This is a genomic window from Bacillus sp. LBG-1-113, from assembly GCF_020708615.1.
Lineage (GTDB): Bacteria > Bacillota > Bacilli > Bacillales > Bacillaceae > Bacillus > Bacillus mojavensis.
In genome coordinates this window covers 261,240-281,946 of the sequence record NZ_JAJFDG010000003.1, presented here as the reverse complement: position 1 = coordinate 281,946, position 20,707 = coordinate 261,240, and the positions used below count along the sequence as shown (strand labels likewise).

19 protein-coding genes and 1 other annotated feature are annotated in these 20,707 nt (G+C 44.8%); of the genes, 12 read left to right on the top strand and 7 right to left on the bottom strand.

The genetic code is table 11. The annotated features are described in order from the left end of the window. Positions 1 to 51: 51 nt before the first annotated feature. Both LJF29_RS11040 and LJF29_RS11035 read left to right on the top strand, forming a co-directional pair. Positions 52 to 1,254, top strand: a complete 1,203-nt coding sequence (locus LJF29_RS11040) for an MFS transporter (protein ID WP_229148517.1) — start codon at positions 52 to 54, stop codon at positions 1,252 to 1,254. A gap of 34 nt (positions 1,255 to 1,288) precedes the next feature. After that, positions 1,289 to 1,486, top strand: a complete 198-nt coding sequence (locus LJF29_RS11035) for a YwbE family protein (RefSeq protein ID WP_010332373.1) — start codon at positions 1,289 to 1,291, stop codon at positions 1,484 to 1,486. Between the two features lie 34 nt (positions 1,487 to 1,520). Here the strand turns inward: LJF29_RS11035 and LJF29_RS11030 are convergent, their stop codons facing one another. Continuing rightward, positions 1,521 to 2,708, bottom strand: coding sequence for a class I SAM-dependent rRNA methyltransferase (locus LJF29_RS11030; RefSeq protein ID WP_229148515.1), 1,188 nt, complete (start codon positions 2,706 to 2,708; stop codon positions 1,521 to 1,523). Positions 2,709 to 2,829: 121 nt separating this feature from the next. Here LJF29_RS11030 and glxA point away from each other — a divergent pair, with 121 nt between their 5' ends. Next, positions 2,830 to 3,210: a glyoxalase GlxA gene (gene glxA, locus LJF29_RS11025; RefSeq protein WP_010332375.1), complete on the top strand. Its 381-nt coding sequence runs from the start codon at positions 2,830 to 2,832 to the stop codon at positions 3,208 to 3,210. 39 nt (positions 3,211 to 3,249) lie between these two features. Here glxA and LJF29_RS11020 read toward each other — a convergent pair whose 3' ends face one another. Further along, complete coding sequence (locus LJF29_RS11020) at positions 3,250 to 3,927, bottom strand: DUF2711 family protein (RefSeq protein WP_229148511.1); 678 nt, start codon at positions 3,925 to 3,927, stop codon at positions 3,250 to 3,252. A gap of 87 nt (positions 3,928 to 4,014) precedes the next feature. Then, positions 4,015 to 5,349 (bottom strand): PTS cellobiose transporter subunit IIC, encoded by a 1,335-nt coding sequence (gene celB / locus LJF29_RS11015; protein WP_168749073.1) that lies wholly within the window; start codon positions 5,347 to 5,349, stop codon positions 4,015 to 4,017. 226 nt (positions 5,350 to 5,575) lie between these two features. Between celB and LJF29_RS11010 the strand changes: the two genes are divergently transcribed. From LJF29_RS11010 to LJF29_RS11000, 3 genes are all read left to right on the top strand, one after another. Continuing rightward, complete coding sequence (locus tag LJF29_RS11010; protein WP_229148509.1) at positions 5,576 to 7,513, top strand: S8 family peptidase; 1,938 nt, start codon at positions 5,576 to 5,578, stop codon at positions 7,511 to 7,513. A 444-nt stretch (positions 7,514 to 7,957) separates the two neighbouring features. Continuing rightward, positions 7,958 to 9,337 carry a sucrose-specific PTS transporter subunit IIBC gene (locus LJF29_RS11005; protein ID WP_229148508.1) on the top strand — a complete coding sequence of 460 codons (1,380 nt, stop codon included), beginning with the start codon at positions 7,958 to 7,960 and terminating at the stop codon, positions 9,335 to 9,337. Between the two features lie 51 nt (positions 9,338 to 9,388). Beyond that, positions 9,389 to 10,231 carry a PRD domain-containing protein gene (locus tag LJF29_RS11000; protein WP_010332379.1) on the top strand — a complete coding sequence of 281 codons (843 nt, stop codon included), beginning with the start codon at positions 9,389 to 9,391 and terminating at the stop codon, positions 10,229 to 10,231. 53 nt (positions 10,232 to 10,284) lie between these two features. On the opposite strand, the gene LJF29_RS10995 is transcribed toward LJF29_RS11000, so the two are convergent. Then, entirely contained in the window at positions 10,285 to 11,145 is an 861-nt protein-coding gene (locus LJF29_RS10995) for a glycosyltransferase family 8 protein (RefSeq protein ID WP_010332380.1), read from the bottom strand. Between the two features lie 110 nt (positions 11,146 to 11,255). Continuing rightward, entirely contained in the window at positions 11,256 to 11,969 is a 714-nt protein-coding gene (locus tag LJF29_RS10990; protein ID WP_229148507.1) for a TIGR02206 family membrane protein, read from the bottom strand. 153 nt (positions 11,970 to 12,122) lie between these two features. Here LJF29_RS10990 and LJF29_RS10985 point away from each other — a divergent pair, with 153 nt between their 5' ends. From LJF29_RS10985 to LJF29_RS10975, 3 genes are all read left to right on the top strand, one after another. Then, complete coding sequence (locus tag LJF29_RS10985; protein WP_229148505.1) at positions 12,123 to 12,638, top strand: MarR family transcriptional regulator; 516 nt, start codon at positions 12,123 to 12,125, stop codon at positions 12,636 to 12,638. After that, positions 12,633 to 12,845: a binding site (T-box leader), on the top strand. It overlaps the preceding gene by 6 nt. Positions 12,846 to 12,889: 44 nt before the next feature. Next, on the top strand, positions 12,890 to 14,128 hold the full coding sequence (gene tyrS / locus LJF29_RS10980) for a tyrosine--tRNA ligase (protein WP_229148504.1): 1,239 nt from the start codon (positions 12,890 to 12,892) through the stop codon (positions 14,126 to 14,128). Positions 14,129 to 14,280: 152 nt separating this feature from the next. Continuing rightward, positions 14,281 to 15,648, top strand: coding sequence for a M28 family metallopeptidase (locus LJF29_RS10975; protein WP_229148502.1), 1,368 nt, complete (start codon positions 14,281 to 14,283; stop codon positions 15,646 to 15,648). A gap of 30 nt (positions 15,649 to 15,678) precedes the next feature. Here the strand turns inward: LJF29_RS10975 and ywaC are convergent, their stop codons facing one another. Together ywaC and LJF29_RS10965 are read right to left on the bottom strand one after the other, a co-directional pair. After that, the gene (gene ywaC / locus LJF29_RS10970) at positions 15,679 to 16,311 is read right to left on the bottom strand and encodes a GTP pyrophosphokinase YwaC (RefSeq protein WP_010332385.1); all 633 of its coding nucleotides are present in this window, start codon (positions 16,309 to 16,311) and stop codon (positions 15,679 to 15,681) included. 140 nt (positions 16,312 to 16,451) lie between these two features. Then, entirely contained in the window at positions 16,452 to 17,387 is a 936-nt protein-coding gene (locus LJF29_RS10965; RefSeq protein WP_059292251.1) for a 1,4-dihydroxy-2-naphthoate polyprenyltransferase, read from the bottom strand. Between the two features lie 448 nt (positions 17,388 to 17,835). Here LJF29_RS10965 and LJF29_RS10960 point away from each other — a divergent pair, with 448 nt between their 5' ends. The 3 genes from LJF29_RS10960 to dltB are packed head-to-tail and all read left to right on the top strand — an operon-like array spanning position 17,836 to position 20,695. After that, entirely contained in the window at positions 17,836 to 17,985 is a 150-nt protein-coding gene (locus LJF29_RS10960) for a teichoic acid D-Ala incorporation-associated protein DltX (protein ID WP_010332387.1), read from the top strand. Positions 17,986 to 18,002: 17 nt separating this feature from the next. Then, the gene (dltA, locus tag LJF29_RS10955; protein ID WP_229148501.1) at positions 18,003 to 19,511 is read left to right on the top strand and encodes a D-alanine--poly(phosphoribitol) ligase subunit DltA; all 1,509 of its coding nucleotides are present in this window, start codon (positions 18,003 to 18,005) and stop codon (positions 19,509 to 19,511) included. Next, a complete protein-coding gene (gene dltB / locus LJF29_RS10950; protein WP_229148499.1) occupies positions 19,508 to 20,695 on the top strand; it encodes a D-alanyl-lipoteichoic acid biosynthesis protein DltB in 1,188 nt (395 codons plus the stop codon). The genes dltA and dltB overlap by 4 nt, the downstream gene beginning before the upstream one ends. Positions 20,696 to 20,707 lie beyond the last annotated feature (12 nt).

Below are 20,707 nucleotides of genomic sequence, written 5' to 3'. Positions count from 1 at the left end.
CTGAGAAATTACAATATAATGTAATTTGTGGATACCAAAGGAGGCACCCCCATGCACAACTTGCAGGTGAAACGGCACTACGCAGCGTTAAAAGGATTTTATTTGTTTGCTTTCCTGGGCACAGGCAGTATCATTCCGCTGCTCAGCATGTATTTAACAAAGGAACAGCATGTAAGCGGCTCACAAGTCGGCTTGATTATGTCACTCGGCCCGATTGTGATGATCTTTTTCCAGCCGTTTTGGGGTATGCTGAGCGATTATACGCAAAAAACAAAAAGCCTGCTTGCGGTTTGCACATCAGTAACGGGTGTAATCGGGCTCGGCTATATCTTATTTGAAAGCTTTCCGCTGTTTATTCTGGTTGCGGCCTGTTTTGCAGCCTTTCAGAGCACTATCATTCCATTGTCAGACAGCATTTCTTTACGCTACACACAACAAACAAACGGAAACTACGGCGGAATCCGCCTGTTTGGTTCTCTCGGCTTCGGCATTGCGGTGTTTGTCATGGGACAGGTGACGAATCAGCTGTACCCCATTCACGTCATTTTTATCTTTGGCTGTGCCTTTCTGTGCATGGCAGCCATATTGGCCTCACAAATGCCGGGACAGCAGAAAACCAAAACAAAGATCAATATCCGCAAAGGGTTCCGGGAGCTGATCAGCAACAAACCTTTCCTCATCTTTATGATCATCACCTTTACGTCATTTGCACCAAATTTAGCGAACAATACATACTTCAGTCTGTTTCTCGACAAAAGCGGCGCGTCTCTTTCCGCCATTGGCCTTTTATTTTTTATCGGAGTGATCTCAGAGATTCCGTTTATGAGGTTTGCGCAGAAATTCATAGATAAAATGGGATTGCTCACTGTCATTATGCTGTCAGGCGGCGTTTCATTATTCAGGTGGATGCTTTACTTCACAGAGCCTTCGTTATGGATTATTTATGCGACGGTATGTCTCCAAGGCGTTTCCATTGGTTTATTTATTCCAGCGGCGCTGCAATACGTCAAAAAAATTACCCCAAGCCACGTGGAGGCGACAGCGCTAACCATGTACGCCGCCATCGGCAACGGATTCGGCAACTGGTTCTGTACGTTTGTTGGCGGGTACATTTTTGACTACGTTTCCATTTTCGCAGTCTATCTGCTCTTCGCCATTCTTAGCATAGCAGGCGCAGGGCTGACATTATATTTAATAAAAGCAGAAAAAAATAAACATTCGCTTCATCAGACGGCTGTTACTTTTAAACCATAACGACTATAATGAATAAAAAGGAAGGAAGTGTGCTATGAACGGGCAAGAACGGAGCAGCATTTCTAAAGGATTGCAGGTAGATATTGTCTTGAAAGCGGATCAAAAAACAGGAAAACTGACGCGAGGCACAGTGAAGGATATTTTAACGAAATCTAGCTATCATCCGCACGGCATTAAAGTCCGTCTTGAAGATGGCCGTATCGGACGCGTCCAGCAGATCATTTCTACATAAAAAGCTGCCCCTGAACCGGGCAGCTTTTCTCTTTTTATTTTTTCTGCAGAAAGACAACTTTTAAGTAATTGCCTTCTGGATATGCCGATATCGTTTTGAAGTCCTCCGGCAATGTAAATTCCTCTATAATCGTATAGCTTTCATTTGTTTCTTTGAACGCGGCATCGATAAAGCCTTTGAATTTCTTCATTCCGAAGGCGCTGCTGTTTGTAGAGGCGACAATGATGCCCTTGTCGGCTGTAATGGCGATCGTTTCCTTCAGCAGATTTTTATAATCCTTGGCCGCGCTGAAGGTGCGTTTTTTTGTGCGGGCAAAGGATGGCGGGTCGAGAACAATCAGATCAAAGCGCAGATCCTTTTTCGCCGCATATGAGAAGTATTTAAAAACATCCATCACTTTAATATCGTGCGCCTCGTAATCCAGCTTGTTCACGCTGAATTGCTCGATCGTTTTGGCCAGGCTTCGATTTGCCACGTCCACGCTTGTTGTTTTCTCCGCTCCGCCAAGCGCTGCCGCCACTGAGAACGCCCCTGTATAAGAAAACGTGTTTAAGACGTTTTTTCCACTGGCATAGCGGTCTCTGATCGCTTTGCGCACATGTCTTTGATCTAAAAAGATGCCTGTCATGGCGCCTTCGTTTAAATCAACCGCGTATTGTATCCCGTTTTCTTGAATGATGATCGGGAACTCGCCTCTTTCTCCCTTCACGAAGTCATCATCCTCGACATATTGTCCAGCCGTATCGAAGCGTTTCTTTTCGTAAATCGCTTTATATTCAATATCCAGTTCATCCAGAGCGGCAATTAACGTTTCTTTAAAGGTGTAAATGCCTTTGCTGTACCATTGGAGAAGCAGGTACCCGTCATAATAATCAACAGTGACACCGCCGATGCCGTCGCCCTCCCCGTTGAAGAGTCGGAAAGCCGTTGTATCAGGCGCCGCGAAAAGACTTGCACGCGCTTGTACCGCTTTTGTTAATTTGCTGAGGAAAAATGTTTGGTCGATATATTCATTTTTATTGCGTGTGAGCGTCCAGCCGACCCCTTTGTTTTGCAGGCCGTAATAGCCCCTTGCGAGAAACTCGCCGCTTTCAGACACGACATCAATGAGGTCGCCTTCTTTGACGTGCCCCGCACTGCCGGTGAGGGCTTCCTTTTCGATCAGCGGATAGCCTTTTTTGATTTTTGCAGCGTGTGCTTTCTTTAGGGTGAGTAGCTTCATATATGTTCGTCCTCTTTCTGTTTGCTTTTTCTTATCGTACCACAAAACGCCAAGATGTCTGCATTGACAGAAAGGAAAGGTTTTTCTACGATAGACAAAAAGAGTTTCTAGGAGGAACAGCATGGCAAAACGAATTGACCATACAGGCATTATGGTAAGAGATATTAACGCGTCTATTTCATTTTATGAAGAGGTTCTCGGCATGAAATTGAAAGACCGCATCACTCATACGAATGGTATTATCGAGCTTGCTTTTCTTGGCTTTGAAGATGGTCCGGAAACAGAAATCGAATTGATTCAAGGCTACAGCAGCGAGCTTCCCGCCGAAGGTAAAGTGCATCACATTGCCCTGCTGACTGATGACATCGCGGCCGAATATACAAAAGCGGAAAGAATGAATGCGAAATTTATCGACGAAGAGATTACAACACTTCCAAACGGGTATCGTTATTTTTATATCGAAGGCCCTGACGGCGAGTGGATTGAGTTCTTTCAGCGGTGAAAATCAAAGAACGTACATTTTGTCATGTACGTTCTTTGTTTATCTATACCAACTGATATACGTTGACTCATCGCAAATCATGGCTTCCCAGCCCATACCCTGAACCATGTCATGAATGTTTTCATCTTTCGCAAGAAAAACATTTATGAATGAGTCGTATACACTCATAAACACAAAATCCATTTTCTCATCAGTCAACATGAGCTCTGCGGCGGCTTCATCAAGAACCATCCGCAAGTTAGCCTCAGTTGTGTCCAAAAAGCCGCTGTTTTCCACAATTGGTTCTGAGTAATAAAACCGATTGGACCTGTTGTAACGAAGCACTTTTACCAAACCGGGAATATGAAAATTTGAAATATGGTCCTCACTAGGATAAAAGAGATCTCCTTTTAAGTTCGCATGTAAACGTTCAGCTAAATCCTCTCTCGCGTACTCATCCCTTAAAGCAAATATCGATGTCTTCAAAGCCAGCCCCAGCTCTGCATGTGTTTGGAATCCGCATGAAGACATGATTTCTTTCCATGTAACTGCTTTTCCTTTTTCTCTTACTTCTTGATCATTCGGATAAATATGCTCATACTCATTTTTTCTCTTAGCTTTTTCCCACCCTTCCGGCATTTGAATAAAAGGAGAAAATAAAATAGCAGCTGATGTATATTCAACTGGTAGTTGTTTTAAGATTGGTGATTCGTCATCTAACCATATGTATTCTAGCATGCGTACCTCCTTTACATATTCTAACATTCACCTATAGTTGAAAGAAGATCATCAGCCCTTTAACAGCTGATGATCTATAACATTACATCAAGACATATTTTTATCCCCGGATTCAACCGCACTCTCTTCCTTCCATTTTTGATGATCCCAAATTCTGAAAAACGGATAGTAGATAGCACATGTAATGAGCAGGTTCACCAGCTGCATGACGGCGCCCGATACTTTTCCGCCTGTCGCCAGGTACCCTGAAATGATCGGCGGCATGGTCCATGGCACGGCAATCCCGGCGGGCCTTGCCACCAGTCCGGTGCTCATGCCAATATAAGTGGCGGTAATGGTGAGGAGCGGGGCTATAATGAACGGAACGATAAGGAGCGGGTTCATCACAATCGGCATGCCGAAAATGATCGGCTCGTTGATGTTAAAGAGCGCGGGCCCGATGCCTAAGCGGCCGAGCTGCTTCATCTGTTTGCTCCGGGACCGCACAAGCATAGTGAGTACAAGTGCCAGCGTTGCCCCGCTTCCGCCGACATTAATCCAAATTTGAAAAAACTGAGTCGTAAAAATACTCGGCAGCGCCTCGCCCGCTTGAAACGCGAGACGGTTTGCATCCATGGCGCCATACCAAATCGGCGCCATAATACCGCCGATGATCGAAGCGCCGTGAATGCCGCACGACCAAAGCAGCATTTGCACGAATTCAGCGATCAGACTCCCGCCGAGGCTGCCGCCAAGGATGGAAAGCGGTGTGCCGAGCAGGTCTCCGACGACATTGTGCAGGCTTTCAAAAGGTGTCATTTCAACCAAAAGACGCGCCAGCCATATAAGAAATACGATGATAAAGCCGGGAATCAGCGCGACAAATGATTTGCTTACTGCCGGCGGCACGCCGTCAGGCATGTTAAACACAATATTTTTTTGAATGATGTACCGATAGACTTCAGTTGAAAACAAGGCGATGATCATGGCGACAAACAGTCCCTTGCTGCCGAGCAATGTGATGGGAATTCCGCCTCCGACCATGATTGATTCTGTTGAGCCATCCGGCGTAAAAGGCACCTCAAACGGCGTTGCCAATAAGAAGGCAGCAATTGAAATCGCTCCGGCCGACAGCGCATCAACACCGTAGCTTTCCGCCAGACGATAGGCGATCCCGAAAGCCGCAATCATTGCCATAATATCGAATGAAGCATTGACAGGATAGCCGAGCTTATCCGCCCACTGTTCTCCAAACACACTTGCCATAAAATCAGCATAACCGGGAATCGGCAGGCTGGTTAAAATCAAAAAGACTGAACCGATAATAATCAGCGGCATGGTCAAAACAATTCCGTCACGCAATGCGCTGAGATGCCGCTGACCGGCAATTTTCCCAGCGACAGGCATGATTTTTTCTTCCATCACCCGAGTGAACGCGCTCATCTGAAAAGCCCCCTTTTCTCATTGCTTTGTGAACAACCTTTGCAATGTTTTCTTTATCTTATTTTGAAAACGCTTACAAATTCATGCGGAAAATTTCCTCTTCCTGCGGAAAAAATCTGAATTCTTCTGAGCCATCCTATCAATGAAAAAATTTTTCCTTCTTACTATCAAAATCACATTATCCTCCGATATATATATCAAACATCATAGAAAAAGGAGAAGAACTATGAAAAACACGTTTTGCAAACTTGTTGTATCAGCCACTCTGTTTTTCAGTTTTCTCGCCCTAGGGCCCCTTGCACATGCAGAAAACAGCAGCGGGAATGAAATCATTGTGGTCTATAAAAACAAAGACGGCAAGGAAACTGTACTAGACAGTGATGCTGAGGTTGAGCAGCAGTATAAGCATCTTCCGGCGGTAGCGGTCAAAGCAGATCAAAAGACAGTAAAAGAATTCAAACAGGACCCTGATATTTTGTATGTCGAAAACAATGTCACGTTCACCGCAGCGGACAATACAGACCTCAAAATACTGTCAGAGGACGCCGACACCTCTGACAACTTCGAACAATGGAACCTTGAACCGATTCAGGTCAAACAAGCTTGGAAGGAAGGGCTGACAGGGAAAAACGTCAAAATCGCTGTCATCGACAGCGGGATCTCCCCCCACGACGACCTGTCGATTTCCGGCGGGTACTCAGCTGTCAGTTACACCTCTTCTTACAAAGACGATAACGGCCACGGAACGCATGTCGCCGGGATTATCGGCGCTAAGCATAACGGCTACGGAATTGACGGCGTCGCACCGGAAGCACAAATATATGCGGTTAAAGCGCTTGATCAGAACGGCTCGGGAGATCTTCAAGGCCTTCTCAAAGGGATCGACTGGTCGATAGCGAATGGGATGGATATCATCAATATGAGCCTTGGCACGTCTTCAGACAGCCAGATTCTTCATGACGCCATGGACAAAGCATATGAAAAAGGCGTACTGCTCGTTGCCGCAAGCGGAAATGACGGAAACGGAAAGCCAGTAAATTACCCTGCGGCATACAGCAGTGTCGTTGCAGTGTCAGCGACAGATCAACACAATCAGCTCGCAGCCTTTTCGACAACAGGAAATGAAGTTGAATTTTCAGCACCGGGAACAGACATCACGAGCACGTACTTACATCAATATTACGCGACGGGAAGCGGCACATCCCAAGCGACACCGCACGCCGCTGCCATGTTTGCTTTATTAAAACAGCGTGATCCTGGTAACACGAACGTGCAGCTTCGCGCTCTCATGCAGAAAAACATCGTTGATCTCGGAATGACGGGGCGCGATCAGCAATTCGGCTATGGCCTGATCCAGTATAAAGCCCAGCAGGCAGATAAAGCGTACGCGGCGGCTGAGCAAGCGGTCAAAAAAGCTGAACAGACAAAGGCACAAGCCGATATTGACAAAGCGAGAAAGCTCGTCAGCCAGCTGCCAGATTCCAACGCAAAAAAAGCTTTGCAAAAAAGACTGGATAACGTTCAGGCATACAGAAATGTAAAAGACGCGAAGGACAAAGTGGCAAAGGCAGAAAAGTATAAAACCAAGCAAACCGTTGATACAGCACAAGCCGCAATCAACAAACTGCCGAACGGTACGGATAAAAAGAACCTGCAAAAACGCTTAGATCAGGTCAAGCGCTATATCGCATCAAAGCAAGCAAAGGACAAAGTCGCCAAAGCGGAAAAAAGCAAAAAGAAAACAGATGTCAGCAGCGCTCAATCGGCAGTCAGCAAGCTTCCGGCAAGCTCAGAAAAAACGTCCCTGCAGAAGCGTCTCAACAAAGTGAAAAGCATCAATGTAAAAACGGCGCAGCAATCAGTCGCCGCAGCAGAAAAGAAATCAACTGACGCAAACGCGGCGAAAGCCCAAAAGGCCGTCAATGAACTTCAGTCCGGAAAAGACAAAACGTCATTGCAAAAACGGTTAGATAAAGTGAAGAAAAAAGTAGCGGCAGCTGAAGCCAAAAAAGTCGAAACAGCCAAAGCCAAAGTGAAAAAAGCGGAAAAAGACAAGACAAAAAAATCAAAAACAGCCGCTCAGTCCGCAGTAAATCAATTAAAAGCGTCCCATGAAAAAACAAAGCTGCAAAAACGGCTGAACGCCGTTAAGCCGAAGAAATAATTGAAAAACCTTTAAGGCGTAACGCTCGTCTTAAAGGTTTTTTCATCTGTTACATTGTGTACGCAACCTTTTTCCCATTTGCTTCACAGGCTTTTCATACTATTGCTATCCTGCTGTGAACAGCATAAAATGAACGTTACTACAGATATCAACTGCATAATGCGGGATTGTGACTGGCAAGCAGGCAAGACCCAACGATGCAAAGGGAGTATTAGTGCCTAGAAAAAGAAAGGTATTTTAACTCTTCTTTTCGTGTTGGGCTCGTAACGGCGCCATGGACATTTCTGCTTTATATGTTTCGTAATGCCCCGTCACCGACGAGGGCATTTTTTGATGGCTCTGCATGCTTTATATTTTTTCTCACTTTTTTCATTTTGATTGTCAACTTTTCATTTGATACGATGAACAAGCCGACTTTTCTTCAGCAGAGGAGGTTTTTATTGTTTGCAAAAAGAGATTGCGAAAGAATTATTGCTCCTCGCAGGAGGAAAAAACAACATTATCAGCATCAGCCACTGTACAACTCGTCTTCGTTTTGAAGTAAAGGATGAAACGAAAATCGACATACGTGCTATTGAAAATCTGCAAGGTGTGCAGGGCACCTTTTTCAGATATGGCCTGTTCCAAATTATTTTTGGGGCGGGTGTCGTCAACAAAATTTATAAAGAAGTCGTTTGTGTGTGGGAGGAATCTCCTTCTGAAGAGGCTGTTCAAGAGAAACATGCCAGCCGCAAACTGAACCCCGTCACAACATTTGCTAAAACGCTGTCCGATATTTTCATGCCGATTATCCCGGCGATAACAGCAAACGGTTTGCTCATGGGGCTGATCGGCATGATTCAGGTCTTTCACTGGTTCTCTGCCGACAGCCCGTGGATCAAAATGCTGGATCTCGTATCCAGCACCGCATTTATTCTGCTGCCGATTTTGGTTGGCTTTAGTGCCGCCAGACAATTTGGCAGCAACCCATTTTTAGGGGCATTGATAGGAGGGCTTCTGACTCATCCTGATTTGCTTGATCCATCCATGCTCGGCAGCAAAACCCCCGCTTCCTTGGACATATGGGGGCTGCATATTCCATTGATGGGCTATCAGGGCGCCATTATACCGATTCTTCTCTCCGTTTATATCATGAGCAAAATTGAGAAGCTTTTAAAAACGATTGTGCCCAAGTCACTTGATGTCGTGATCATTCCCTTTATCACTGTGATGGTGACAGGGTGTCTCGCGCTGATTGTGATGAACCCCGCCGCAGTTATTATCGGCCAGGTCATATCGCAATCGATTGAATACATTTATCACCACGCAGGCATTGCTGCCGGAGCACTTTTCGGGGGCATCTATTCCACTATCGTTCTATCAGGCTTGCATCATAGCTTTTATGCAATTGAAGCGACTTTGCTTGCCGACCCTCATGTGGGTGTAAACTTTTTGGTGCCGATATGGTCAATGGCGAATGTGGCGCAAGGCGGAGCGGGACTGGCGGTTTTCTTCAAAACGAAGCAGTCCAGCCTGAAGAAAATCGCGCTCCCCGCTTCCCTTACCGCGTTTTTAGGCATTGTGGAGCCGATTGTGTTCGGGGTAAATGTGAAGCTGATCCGCCCCTTTATCGGAGCCGCTATTGGCGGTGCTCTCGGCGGGGCGTATGTAGTTGGGGCACACGTCGTCTCGAATTCCTACGGACTGACCGGCATCCCGATGATTTCAATCGTGCTGCCATTTGGCATTGCGAATTTTGTTCATTATATGATCGGTTTTTTGATCGCGGCCGTCTCTGCTTTTATAGCTACATTGTTTCTCGGGTTTAAAGAAGAGACAGAATAACTGGATTTATTCGATTTCATTCATAAAACGGGGGATGAAAGGAAAAAAGCTATGAAAATTAAAAGAATCTTAAATCATAATGCAATCGTCGTAAAGGATCAAAATGAAGAGAAGATTCTCTTGGGTGCAGGTATTGCGTTCGATAAAAGAAAAAATGATATTGTCGATCCGTCTAAAATAGAAAAAACATTCGTCAGAAAAGATACACCTGACTATAAACAATTCGAAGAGATTTTAGAAACGTTGCCGGAAGACCATATTCAAATCTCCGAGCAAATTATTTCCCATGCTGAACAAGAACTGAACATTAAAATCAATGAACGGATTCACGTCGCGTTTTCAGACCATCTCTCATTTGCGATTGAACGCCTGAGCAACGGAATGGTCATCAAAAATCCGCTGCTGAATGAGATCAAAGTTCTTTATCCGAAGGAATTCCAAATCGGCATGTGGGCTAGAGCACTGATTAAAGAGAAGCTGGGCATTGAGATTCCTGAGGATGAAATCGGCAATATCGCCATGCACATTCACACAGCCAGAAACAACGCCGGCGACATGACACAGACACTTGATATAACAACGATGATCCGTGACATTATCAACATTATTGAAACCCAGCTGTCGATCAACATTGTGGAGGATACCATTTCTTATGAAAGGCTCGTGACCCATTTGCGCTTTGCCATTCAGCATATCAAAGCAGGCGAAACCATTTACGAGCTGGATTCAGAAATGATTGCCATCATTAAAGAAAGATTCAAGGATGCTTTCCTATGCGCCAAAAGCATCGGCACTTTTGTAAAAAAGGAATATGGCTTTGAGTTTCCTGAAAAAGAATTGTGCTACATCGCCATGCATATTGAGCGGTTTTATCATCGGTCAGTGGCGCGCTGACAAACAAAAAAAACGCTTTTGATGATCTCAAAAGCGTTTTTTTCATATATAGATTATTGGTTGATGGCCGGGCTCCCGATCGTATTCCACTTCGTATAGGACATGTAATGGAAATACTCATCGCGGTACGGATGCTTTGTATTGGAGTTCCAAGGCTTTTCTCCGCCGCAGAAGTGGACGATTGCCGGGTCTTCTCTCGTTTCATTATATTGCTTCCGTCCTAACAGTGTCGGTGGTGTTTTCAGTTTTAACATGATGTATGTTTGAGCGTTCCAGCGCGGATGAAGCTCATACCACTTATCATATAAGATCGCGTTCAGCGCATCTTGGTCATGTAACACAAGAAAATCTTCAGAACCGTTTTCATTGATAAAGTTGAGAACTTTTTCTGTGATGTTTTGCTTTCTCCAAGGTTCCATATCAATAATCATAATACCTGAGTTAAAATACTTTCCTGTGTCCGTTATATTCATTTCTTTCAAACGTTCATGCTGCCCCGCATCTTCCACAGCAGCAACGGTGTATGGAGAGATGTCCAAGTCCCATAGTTTCGAAATATCCTCAAGGACAAGTGCATCACAGTCGACATATATCATACGTTTGATGCTTTCATCCTTAATTAAGTCAGGAATCGAAATGCGGTAATATGCCGCTTTTGTAATATGGCTGCTTTCCACCGCATGTTCATACTGGTTGGCATCCACTTCTAAGAACTCAATCGGCACGCCGAACTTCAATGTCGTTTCTTCCAGCCTTTTTTTGTTATCAGGCTCAATTCCCCCATCAATCACATATAGCTTCACTTTTCTATTCTGGTCCATGTTTGTCAATAAAGAAACGAACATCCCACCTAAATGACGAGCATAATTATCATCTGCGCATGATACGATATGCATAAATTCATCTTTCTTCAATGGTATTCATCTCCCTTTGTGTTGTACAAGTTACATTCCCTTTTTCAGAAAATTAAACACCATTCTCCAATATTTTTTCTAATAGAATGTGCTAGACAACAAAAAGGCTATTATTTTTTGAACATGCGATAAAGCCAATAAAGAATGAAAAAGCTCGCGATTGCAATCGCTTCAGCTGAGGCGATATACCATGGCCAAGGCCCGAGAACATCCAAAAGTGAAGAGCCGCCCGGCTTTTTCGTTAAATACATATAATTCGCATTCAGCCAGCGGTCAACCAGATAAATGATCCCTCCGTACAGATTGACAATCAAAACAGTCACCCATAAAGAGCGCTGTCTGAGTCTGTACGCGCCAATTACTGCCATAAGCAAACAGGATAGAAATACGGACCCGTGCGAAATAAAAAAGAGAATATATCGTACATGCGGAAATGAAAACATACCAAGATCTGGGGTCAGAAGCGCCTGAAGCGAGCTTCCAATACCGACAAAATACAAAAACACAAACAGCTTTCTGCTCTTTGTCACCAGCATAATCGCTGATAAATACACAGACAGGTCACTCAACTGAAGAGGCAGAGAAGTCCGCACCGACCACCTGCCCGTGGCGATCATCCATATTTGGTAACCAATTTGTGAAGCAAGCAAAAGAAACACAAATAAATAGCGCAGAAATTGACTGAATGCAGGCTGCTTCACTGACCGGCGGAACAGAAACAATAGGATGGCAAGCACGCCGATCAAGCCTAATGTCACTGCATGCTCTGTCGAAAACAGATGAAATGGATCGTGTCTATACACGCCTTGAACATATTTTTGCACAACTGCACCCCTCGTTAGCGGATTTTTCTTTATTGTGGTGCTCTTTTGGCTTTTTTTATTCAACTGAAAAATATAGGCTTGAAGTTCACCATCGTCTCTGCTACAATTCACTTCATAACTAATGATTCTGATAATTTAAGGCAGGCCTGATTAATGGAACGTTTCAATACACCGCAGCAGCTTCGCAAAGAAGAGCATGACACACTCAGCAAGCTTAGACAAATGCCCGTTGAGTCACTCAACCTGGAAGCCATTTCGATCGCGACGAATCTGTATCGGTCTGCGCAAAGGCTCCGTGTCAAAATGGAGACTGAGGTTCTTTCTTCTTACAAATTATCTTGGACCGCTTTCTCCATTCTTTACGATTTATGGGTATGGGGCAAACTCGAAACGAGAAAAATCGCTGAGCTGTCAGGCATTTCAACAGCTACAGCAAGCAACGTGATCAAAACGCTCGAAAAAAAGGGCTTTTGCTCCAAAAGCATTGATACCAGAGATCGGCGACTTGTTTTTGTCACAATTACTGAATCCGGCAAACAAGCGATCGAAGAACTCTACCCCGAGTTTCACAAAGGGGAAACGGAATTGATTACGGGCATGACAAAAGAGGAGCAGAAAACCCTGACAGGACTGCTTAGAAAAGTAGCGGACAATCTTCATACACCATAAGCTTTGACGGGAATCCAGTAGCGGTTTGTCTCCCTGTTTCAGAGAGCCGGCGGAAGGTGCGAGCCGGCACACAGGCAAACGCGAATTACCTCCCCGAGCTTTCTTTGTGAACGTTAGTAGCAAAGGACGGGAAACCGTTATTCGAATGAGCGGAAGACGATGTCTTCAACCAGGGTGGTACCGCGTGCATTGAGCCACGTCCCTTATCGGGATGCGGCTCTTTTTGTGTTTCTAAAAAAGGAGGAAGAACGATGAAAACATTTGATCAGCTCACAGCAGCACAGCAAAAAGAAGTCGAAAGACAGCTTGATTTATATATGACAGGCGCCCAAGAAGTCATACCGCCGGAGGAATTAAAGGCTAAGCTTGTCAAATCGATTGCGACAGGCACACCACTAAAAATCAAACTCGGATTAGACCCTTCTGCACCGGATGTTCATCTGGGACATACGGTCGTTTTAAACAAGCTTCGCCAATTTCAAGAAAACGGCCACATTGTGCAGCTCTTGATTGGCGATTTCACAGGAAAAATCGGTGATCCGACAGGCAAGTCCGCGGCCAGAAAACAGCTGACCGATGAAGAAGTCAAGCACAACGCCAAAACATACTTCCAGCAATTCGGGAAAGTGCTTGATCCAGAAAAAGTCGAGCTTCACTACAACTCGAAATGGCTGAAAACATTGCATCTGGAGGATGTCATTGACTTGGCAGGCAAAATAACAGTAGCACGCCTAATGGAACGCGATGACTTTGAAGAACGCATCGCCATGCAAAAACCGATCTCCCTGCATGAATTCTTTTACCCATTGATGCAGGGATACGATTCCGTCGTTCTGGAAAGCGATATTGAATTAGGCGGAACAGACCAGCATTTCAATGTGCTGATGGGACGGCATTTCCAAGAACGATACAACAAAGAAAAACAAGTCGTCATCCTGATGCCGCTTTTGGAAGGCTTGGACGGTGTTGAGAAAATGTCGAAATCAAAAAACAACTACATCGGCATTGACGACCATCCAAACGACATGTACGGGAAAACGATGTCACTGCCCGACAGCCTGATGAAAAAATATATCCATTTGGCAACGGACCTTGAGCTTGAAGAAAAAAAACAGCTCGTGAAGGACTTAGAAACCGGCGCCGTTCATCCAAGGGATGCCAAAATGCTTTTAGCCAAAACGATTGTCCGAATGTACCACGGATTGGAAGCCGCTGAAGCAGCCGAACAATCTTTCAAAACAGTCTTTCAGGAAAACAGCCTGCCTGAGGATATTCCGGCTGTGAACTGGAAAGGCGAGAAAACAATAGCGATGATCGATCTGCTCGTCACTCTTGATCTTCTCTCTTCGAAAAGCGAGGCGCGCCGCATGATTCAAAACGGAGGTGTCCGGATTAACGGAGAGAAAATAACAGACATTCACGCCGATGCAGAGATAAAAGAGAATATGATTATCCAGGTCGGCAAACGCAAGTTTTTAAAACTCCAATAATTTGATGTCCTGACGCTTATGAAATCGGCTTTCATAAGCGTTTTTTTGCAGGTATAAAGCACTGTCTTTTCAAAAATGCGCTTCAGGTTGCAGGAAAACCCTTTAGCATCCCGAAATATTCCCCATCCAAACATTAGGGGAGGTTCATGTTTATGAAAAAGCTTTTAACTGTAATGACGATGGCCGTTTTAACGGCCGGCACGGTTCTCTTGCCGGCACAGAGTGTCACCCCTGCTGCGCACGCTGTCCAAGTATCAGAAAGCCAGCGGGAGCTTCCATTCAAAGCAAAGCGTGCGTACTCAACCATTTCTCAGCTTAGTGAAACAATCGGCCCCAGAATAGCCGGAACTGCCGCTGAAAAAAAGAGTGCCTTATGGATCGCCTCAACCTTGAGAAAATTAAAGCTTGATGTGAAGGTTCAACGATTCGGCATTCCTGACCGGCTTGAGGGAACGCTGTCATCAGAAGGGCGCGACATTCTTCTCCGGGCGGCATCCGGCTCAGCCCCGACTGAGGAAAAAGGGCTGACGGCTCCGCTTTACAATGCCGGCTTAGGCTATCCAAAGGACTTCACCGCTGACGCCAAGGGCAAAATCGCCTTGATTTCAAGAGGAGACCTGACATTTTACGAGAAAGCCAAGAACGCCGAAGACGCCGGAGCGAAGGCTGTCATCATTTATAACAACAAAGAAAGCCTTGTGCCTGTCACCCCAAATCTATCAGGAAATACAGTCAGCATTCCTGTCGTCGGAATTAAGAAAGAAGACGGTGAAACCCTTATCCAGGAAAAAGAAGCAACCTTACAAATAAACGCGCTCTCAAATCAAACCTCCCAGAACATCATCGGTGTCAAAAAACCAAAGAACATCAAAAATCCTGATATTGTGTACGTCACAGCACATTATGACAGTGTTCCTTTCTCACCCGGCGCAAATGACAACGGATCAGGAACCTCTGTCATGCTGGAAATGGCACGCGTCTTGAAAAGCATTCCTTCTGACAAGGAAATCCGCTTTATCGCTTTTGGCGCTGAAGAGCTCGGCCTGCTCGGCTCCTCTCATTATGTAGATCATCTATCAGAAAAAGAGTTGAAACGAAGCGAAGTGAACTTCAACTTAGACATGGTTGGTACAAGCTGGGAGAATGCGTCTGAGCTGTATGTCAACACATTGGATGGACAATCTAACTATGTTTGGGAATCCAGCCACACGGCCGCTGAAAAAATTGGATTCGACAGCCTGTCTCTGACACAAGGAGGCTCATCCGATCACGTGCCGTTCCATGAAGCTGGTATAGATTCCGCTAACTTTATTTGGGGAGATCCGGAAACCGAAGAGGTTGAGCCTTGGTATCATACCCCTGAAGACTCGATCGAGCATATCAGCAAAGAACGCCTTCAGCAGGCCGGCGACCTTGTGACAGCCTCTGTCTATGAAGCTGTGAAAAAAGAGAAAAAAACGAAAGCCAATAAGAAACAAATGAAGGTAAAAGCCTCTGACATTTATGAAGATATGAAATAAAAAAAGACGGCACATCGCTGCCGTCTTTTTTTAATCCACTTCTTTCTTAATCCCCAGCATTTTCTCATCTAAATAATGGGCGATCTCCGCCGCTTCCTTCAGTTCATCGGTTAAATGCTTAGGAACGTCGTTGTTCAATTTATAGTAGATTTTATGCTCCAAGCTCGCCCAGAAATCCATGGCGATGGTGCGGATTTGAATTTCTGCTTTGACGTATTCCACTCTGTTCGTTAAGTTCACAGGCATTTCAATAATCAAATGCAGGCTTCGGTAGCCGTTTGGTTTCGGATTCTGAATATAATCCTTTACCTTCACGATCCGCAAATCCTCATGCTGCTTCAGGACGTTCACGACATTATAAATATCAGAAATAAAGGAACAAATGATACGCACACCGGCAATATCGTTGATATGTTCCTTCATTTCCTGTGTCGTAATCTCGCAGCCCTTTCTCATGAGTTTATTTACGATGCTTTCAAAGCTTTTCACACGCGATTTTGTATGCTCAATCGGATTGTGGCCATGAATTAAATTATATTCCTGGCTGATAATTGAAAACTTTGTATCAAGTGCATCAAGTGCGAATTTATAAACCAACAGTTCGTTTTTCCAATCTTCCATGACAGTTTTTAAATCGTCCATATGTGTTACAGATAAATCCATTTTCGTCATCTCCTTTAACGGATCTTTATCCGCTGTCCATGTACTAGACGTGCCTGCCTGCTGCTAGGTTCTATGAATTTTTTTACAAAATCCTGTCGAATGTAACAAAAAAAGACCGCATGAAAAAGCGGTCTTCTTTCTTACCGGAAATAACTGATCAATAATCCAATTGACAGCAGGAATCCGAAAAATGTATTGGTTTGCGCTGTAGATTTCATCGCCACAATCATATTCATTGGCAATTCTTTTTTGACGAAGCCTTTTACCGCCTGAACTGGTTTAGGCACGCTCAAAAAGACGACAAACAGCCATGGGCTTGCAGCTCCGGTAATAACCAAGCCGACAACCCAAATATAAGCGACAGCAAACGATGCAGCCAGCAGAGTGACGGCTCCTTTATGCCCCATCAGGATTGCCAATGTTTTGCGTCCGCCTTTTTTATCCTCTTCGATATCGCGAATATTGTTCGACAGGTTGATCGCGCCAACAAGAATCGCAATCGGAATCGAAATGAAAATGCTCTGCTTATTGATCATGTCTGTCTGAATAAAAAACGAAATCAGCACAAATACCGAACCCATGCAAATGCCTGAGAATAACTCACCGAACGGTGTATATGCAATTGGCAGAGGCCCGCCTGTATACAGGTAACCGATCGCCATTCCCACGAGGCCGATGACAGCCAGCCACCAGCTGCTGCTCATGCAAATATACACACCGAGCAAAATGGCAATGCCGTATGAAGCGAGAGCTAATTGCAAAATCGTTTTGGGCTTCATACCATGTCTGACAATTGCGCCGCCGATTCCGACAGATTCAGCTGTATCTAACCCGCGTTTAAAATCGTAGTATTCATTGAATAAGTTCGTCGCGATCTGGATCCATAAGCAAGAAAACAGCATAGCCAGAAACAGCAGCAAATCAACCTTCACATAAAACATCGCCAAAACTGTTCCTAGAAGCACAGGAACAAACGACGCCGTTAATGTATGCGGGCGCGTTAATTGCCAAAGAATCTGCCCCATACTTTCTTTTTCCGGCGCTGTCTGACCCTCACCCTTATTTGTTTGGTTCATCTTCCTCTTCCTTTCTATTAAAAGGCTTACTTTATTTCAGCCGGCCACTTGATGAAACTTGCGTTTTGCTTCCTTATCTATCATAATGACTTCTCCACCATTTCACAAGATACCTTGAGCGGGCGTTTTCCTTCTTATTATACCCTTTCTGCCCTGATTTCATTAGGGTTCTGCCTGTGCCTTTACAAACAGGAGCGGAAAAATTTTTTTAAATACATTTTCGCTTTTTAAAAGTTAAAAAGTTCTCTTCATTACATTTGATCTTTCCTTTATAATGAATCAGTCAGAGAAGCTTCATTCATACTCTCTTTCTGAGATAAAAATTCACTTCTGAAGGCAGAAGCCGATATATAAATTTGAGGGAGATTAGGGAAAATATGAAACTTTTTGCGCATCCGCTCGTCATATACTCATGTAATTATCGAAAAAACGGGAAGGGAATTTAGATATGCTGCAATTGATGAAACAGCTGTATGAAAAACCCGCTGTCAAGTGGACTTGTCATACAGGCTTTTATTTGTTGATACTGCTTGTTTTGTTTTTTATGTATGGTTTTCACACCGCGAATACCGGTTCTTATATTTATAACGATTTCTAATTGGAGAGAGAATAACAATGAAACTTTTAGATGCTATTCAAACACATGCGGAAACTTATCCGCAAACCGAAGCCTTCCGCTCTCAAGGCCAGTCGCTCACATATCAGGAACTTTGGGCACTGTCTGACCGCGCGGCTGCCGCAATCAAAAAACGCGTTTCCGGAGAAAAGGGTTCTCCTGTTCTGGTGTACGGACATATGGAACCGCACATGATTGTCTCCTTTTTAGGAAGCGTCAAGGCGGGACATCCTTATATCCCGGTTGACTTGTCCATTCCGTCCGAGCGGATTGCGAAAATCATTGAAAGCTCGGGCGCCGAATTGCTGATTCACGTATCTGGTCTTCCTGTTGATATTGACAGCGGGCTGATTCAGACAGTATCAGCGGAAGAACTGCTGGAAAACGAAGGCACTGTCAGCCGTGATCAATGGGTGACAGGACACGAAACGTTTTATATCATTTACACTTCCGGAAGCACGGGCAATCCGAAAGGCGTGCAGATTTCAGCCGCGAACCTTCAAAGCTTCACAGACTGGATTTGCGCGGACTTCCCGATCAACGGAGGCAAAACGTTTTTAAACCAAGCGCCGTTTTCATTTGATTTATCCGTCATGGATCTTTATCCGTGCCTTCAGTCAGGCGGTACTTTACACTGTGTGACAAAGGACGCGGTGAATAAGCCGAAGATCTTATTCGAAGAGCTCAAAAAGTCCGGGCTGAATATATGGACATCGACGCCATCCTTTGTGCAAATGTGCCTGATGGACCCTGGATTTTCACAAGATCTGCTTCCTGAGGCGGACACATTTATGTTTTGCGGAGAGGTTCTCCCGGTTTCTGTAGCCGAAGCGCTGCTTGAGCGTTTCCCGAAAGCAAGAATCTTTAATACGTACGGTCCGACTGAGGCGACAGTCGCTGTTACGTCCGTTGAAATTACAAGTGACATCATCAGCCGGCACGAATCTCTGCCAGTCGGCTTCGCCAAACCAGATATGAACATTTTGATTATGGATGAACAGGGAAATCAGCTCCCGGATGGAGAAAAAGGCGAAATCGTCATTGCAGGTCCGAGTGTAAGCCGCGGCTATCTCGGTGAGCCTGAGCTGACCGATAAAGCGTTCTTCTCTTATGAAGGCCAATGGGCATACCGAACTGGCGATGCTGGTTATACACAAGATGGTCAGATTTTCTGCCAAGGCCGCTTGGATTTCCAGATTAAACTTCACGGGTACCGAATGGAGCTGGAGGAAATTGAGTTTCATGTGAGACAGTCTCAGTACGTGCGCTCAGCTGTTGTGATTCCGTATCAGCCAAACGGAACAGTTGAATATCTGATAGCTGCAATTGTGCCTGAGGAGCATGAATTCCAGAAGGAGTTCCAGCTGACAAGTGCGATTAAAAAAGAGCTTGCCGCTTCCCTGCCGGCTTATATGATTCCGAGAAAGTTCATTTATCAGGATCACATTCAAATGACGGCTAACGGCAAAATTGACAGGAAACGCATCCGCGAAGAGGTTCTTGTATGACGCCTTACAGCTCGTTTCTATTCTTTATATTGCTTGGCATTCTTCTGCTGCCGACCATTATTCTCGGCCTGAACGGGAAAAGATTCCAGGCATACAACATGTTTATATCCATTCTTATATTGGCTCTGATTTTCTCGCATGACTTACACGGCGTCATCGCCCTGTGTCTGTTTACCATATGGCAGGTGCTCCTGATCAGCGGCTACCTGGCGTACCGGCAGAAAGCGAACAGCGGCTTTGTCTTTTGCTCGGCTGTTATCGCGTCTATTCTGCCTTTATTCTTGTCAAAAATATGGCCGTTTCTTTCTCATCCGCAGCCGCATCATCCGGCGCATAACCTGATCAGCTTTTTAGGGATTTCGTATTTAACCTTTAAAGGCGTTCAGCTGATTATGGAAGCGAGAGACGGGCTGCTGAAGGAACAGCTGCCGCTTCACCGCCTGCTGTATTTCATCCTGTTTTTCCCGACGATTTCTTCCGGTCCGATTGACAGGTACCGCAGATTCGTCAAGGATGAGCAGAAGGCCTGGACAAAAGAGGAATATGCCGATCTGCTGTATACGGGGATTCACAAGATTTTCATTGGATTCCTTTACAAGTTCATTATCGGCTATGCGATCAACACATATTTCATCATGAACCTTCCCGCGATCACGCACAATAAGATCCTCGGGAATCTGCTGTACATGTACGGCTACAGCATGTATTTATTCTTTGATTTTGCCGGCTACACGATGTTTGCCGTCGGGGTCAGCTATATTATGGGGATTAAATCGCCGGAAAACTTTAATAAACCGTTTATCAGCAAAAATATTAAAGATTTCTGGAACCGCTGGCACATGTCTCTGTCATTTTGGTTCAGAGACTATGTATTTATGAGATTTGTATTTTGGATGACAAAGAAAAAGTGGATCAAAAACCGTATGGCCGTCTCAAATATCGGGTATTTCCTGCTGTTTATGCTGATGGGAGTTTGGCACGGCCTTGCGCCGCAATATATCATCTACGGCCTCTATCACGCCGTCCTGATGACGTGTTACAACTTTTTCGAGAAGTGGAATAAGAAATATAAATGGCTGCCGTCCAACCGCTGGACAACGATTCTCGCCATTGTGATCACGTTCCATTTTGTTTGCTTTGGGTTTTATATTTTCTCAGGAAAACCATTTCATCACCATCATTAAAGGAGATTAGAA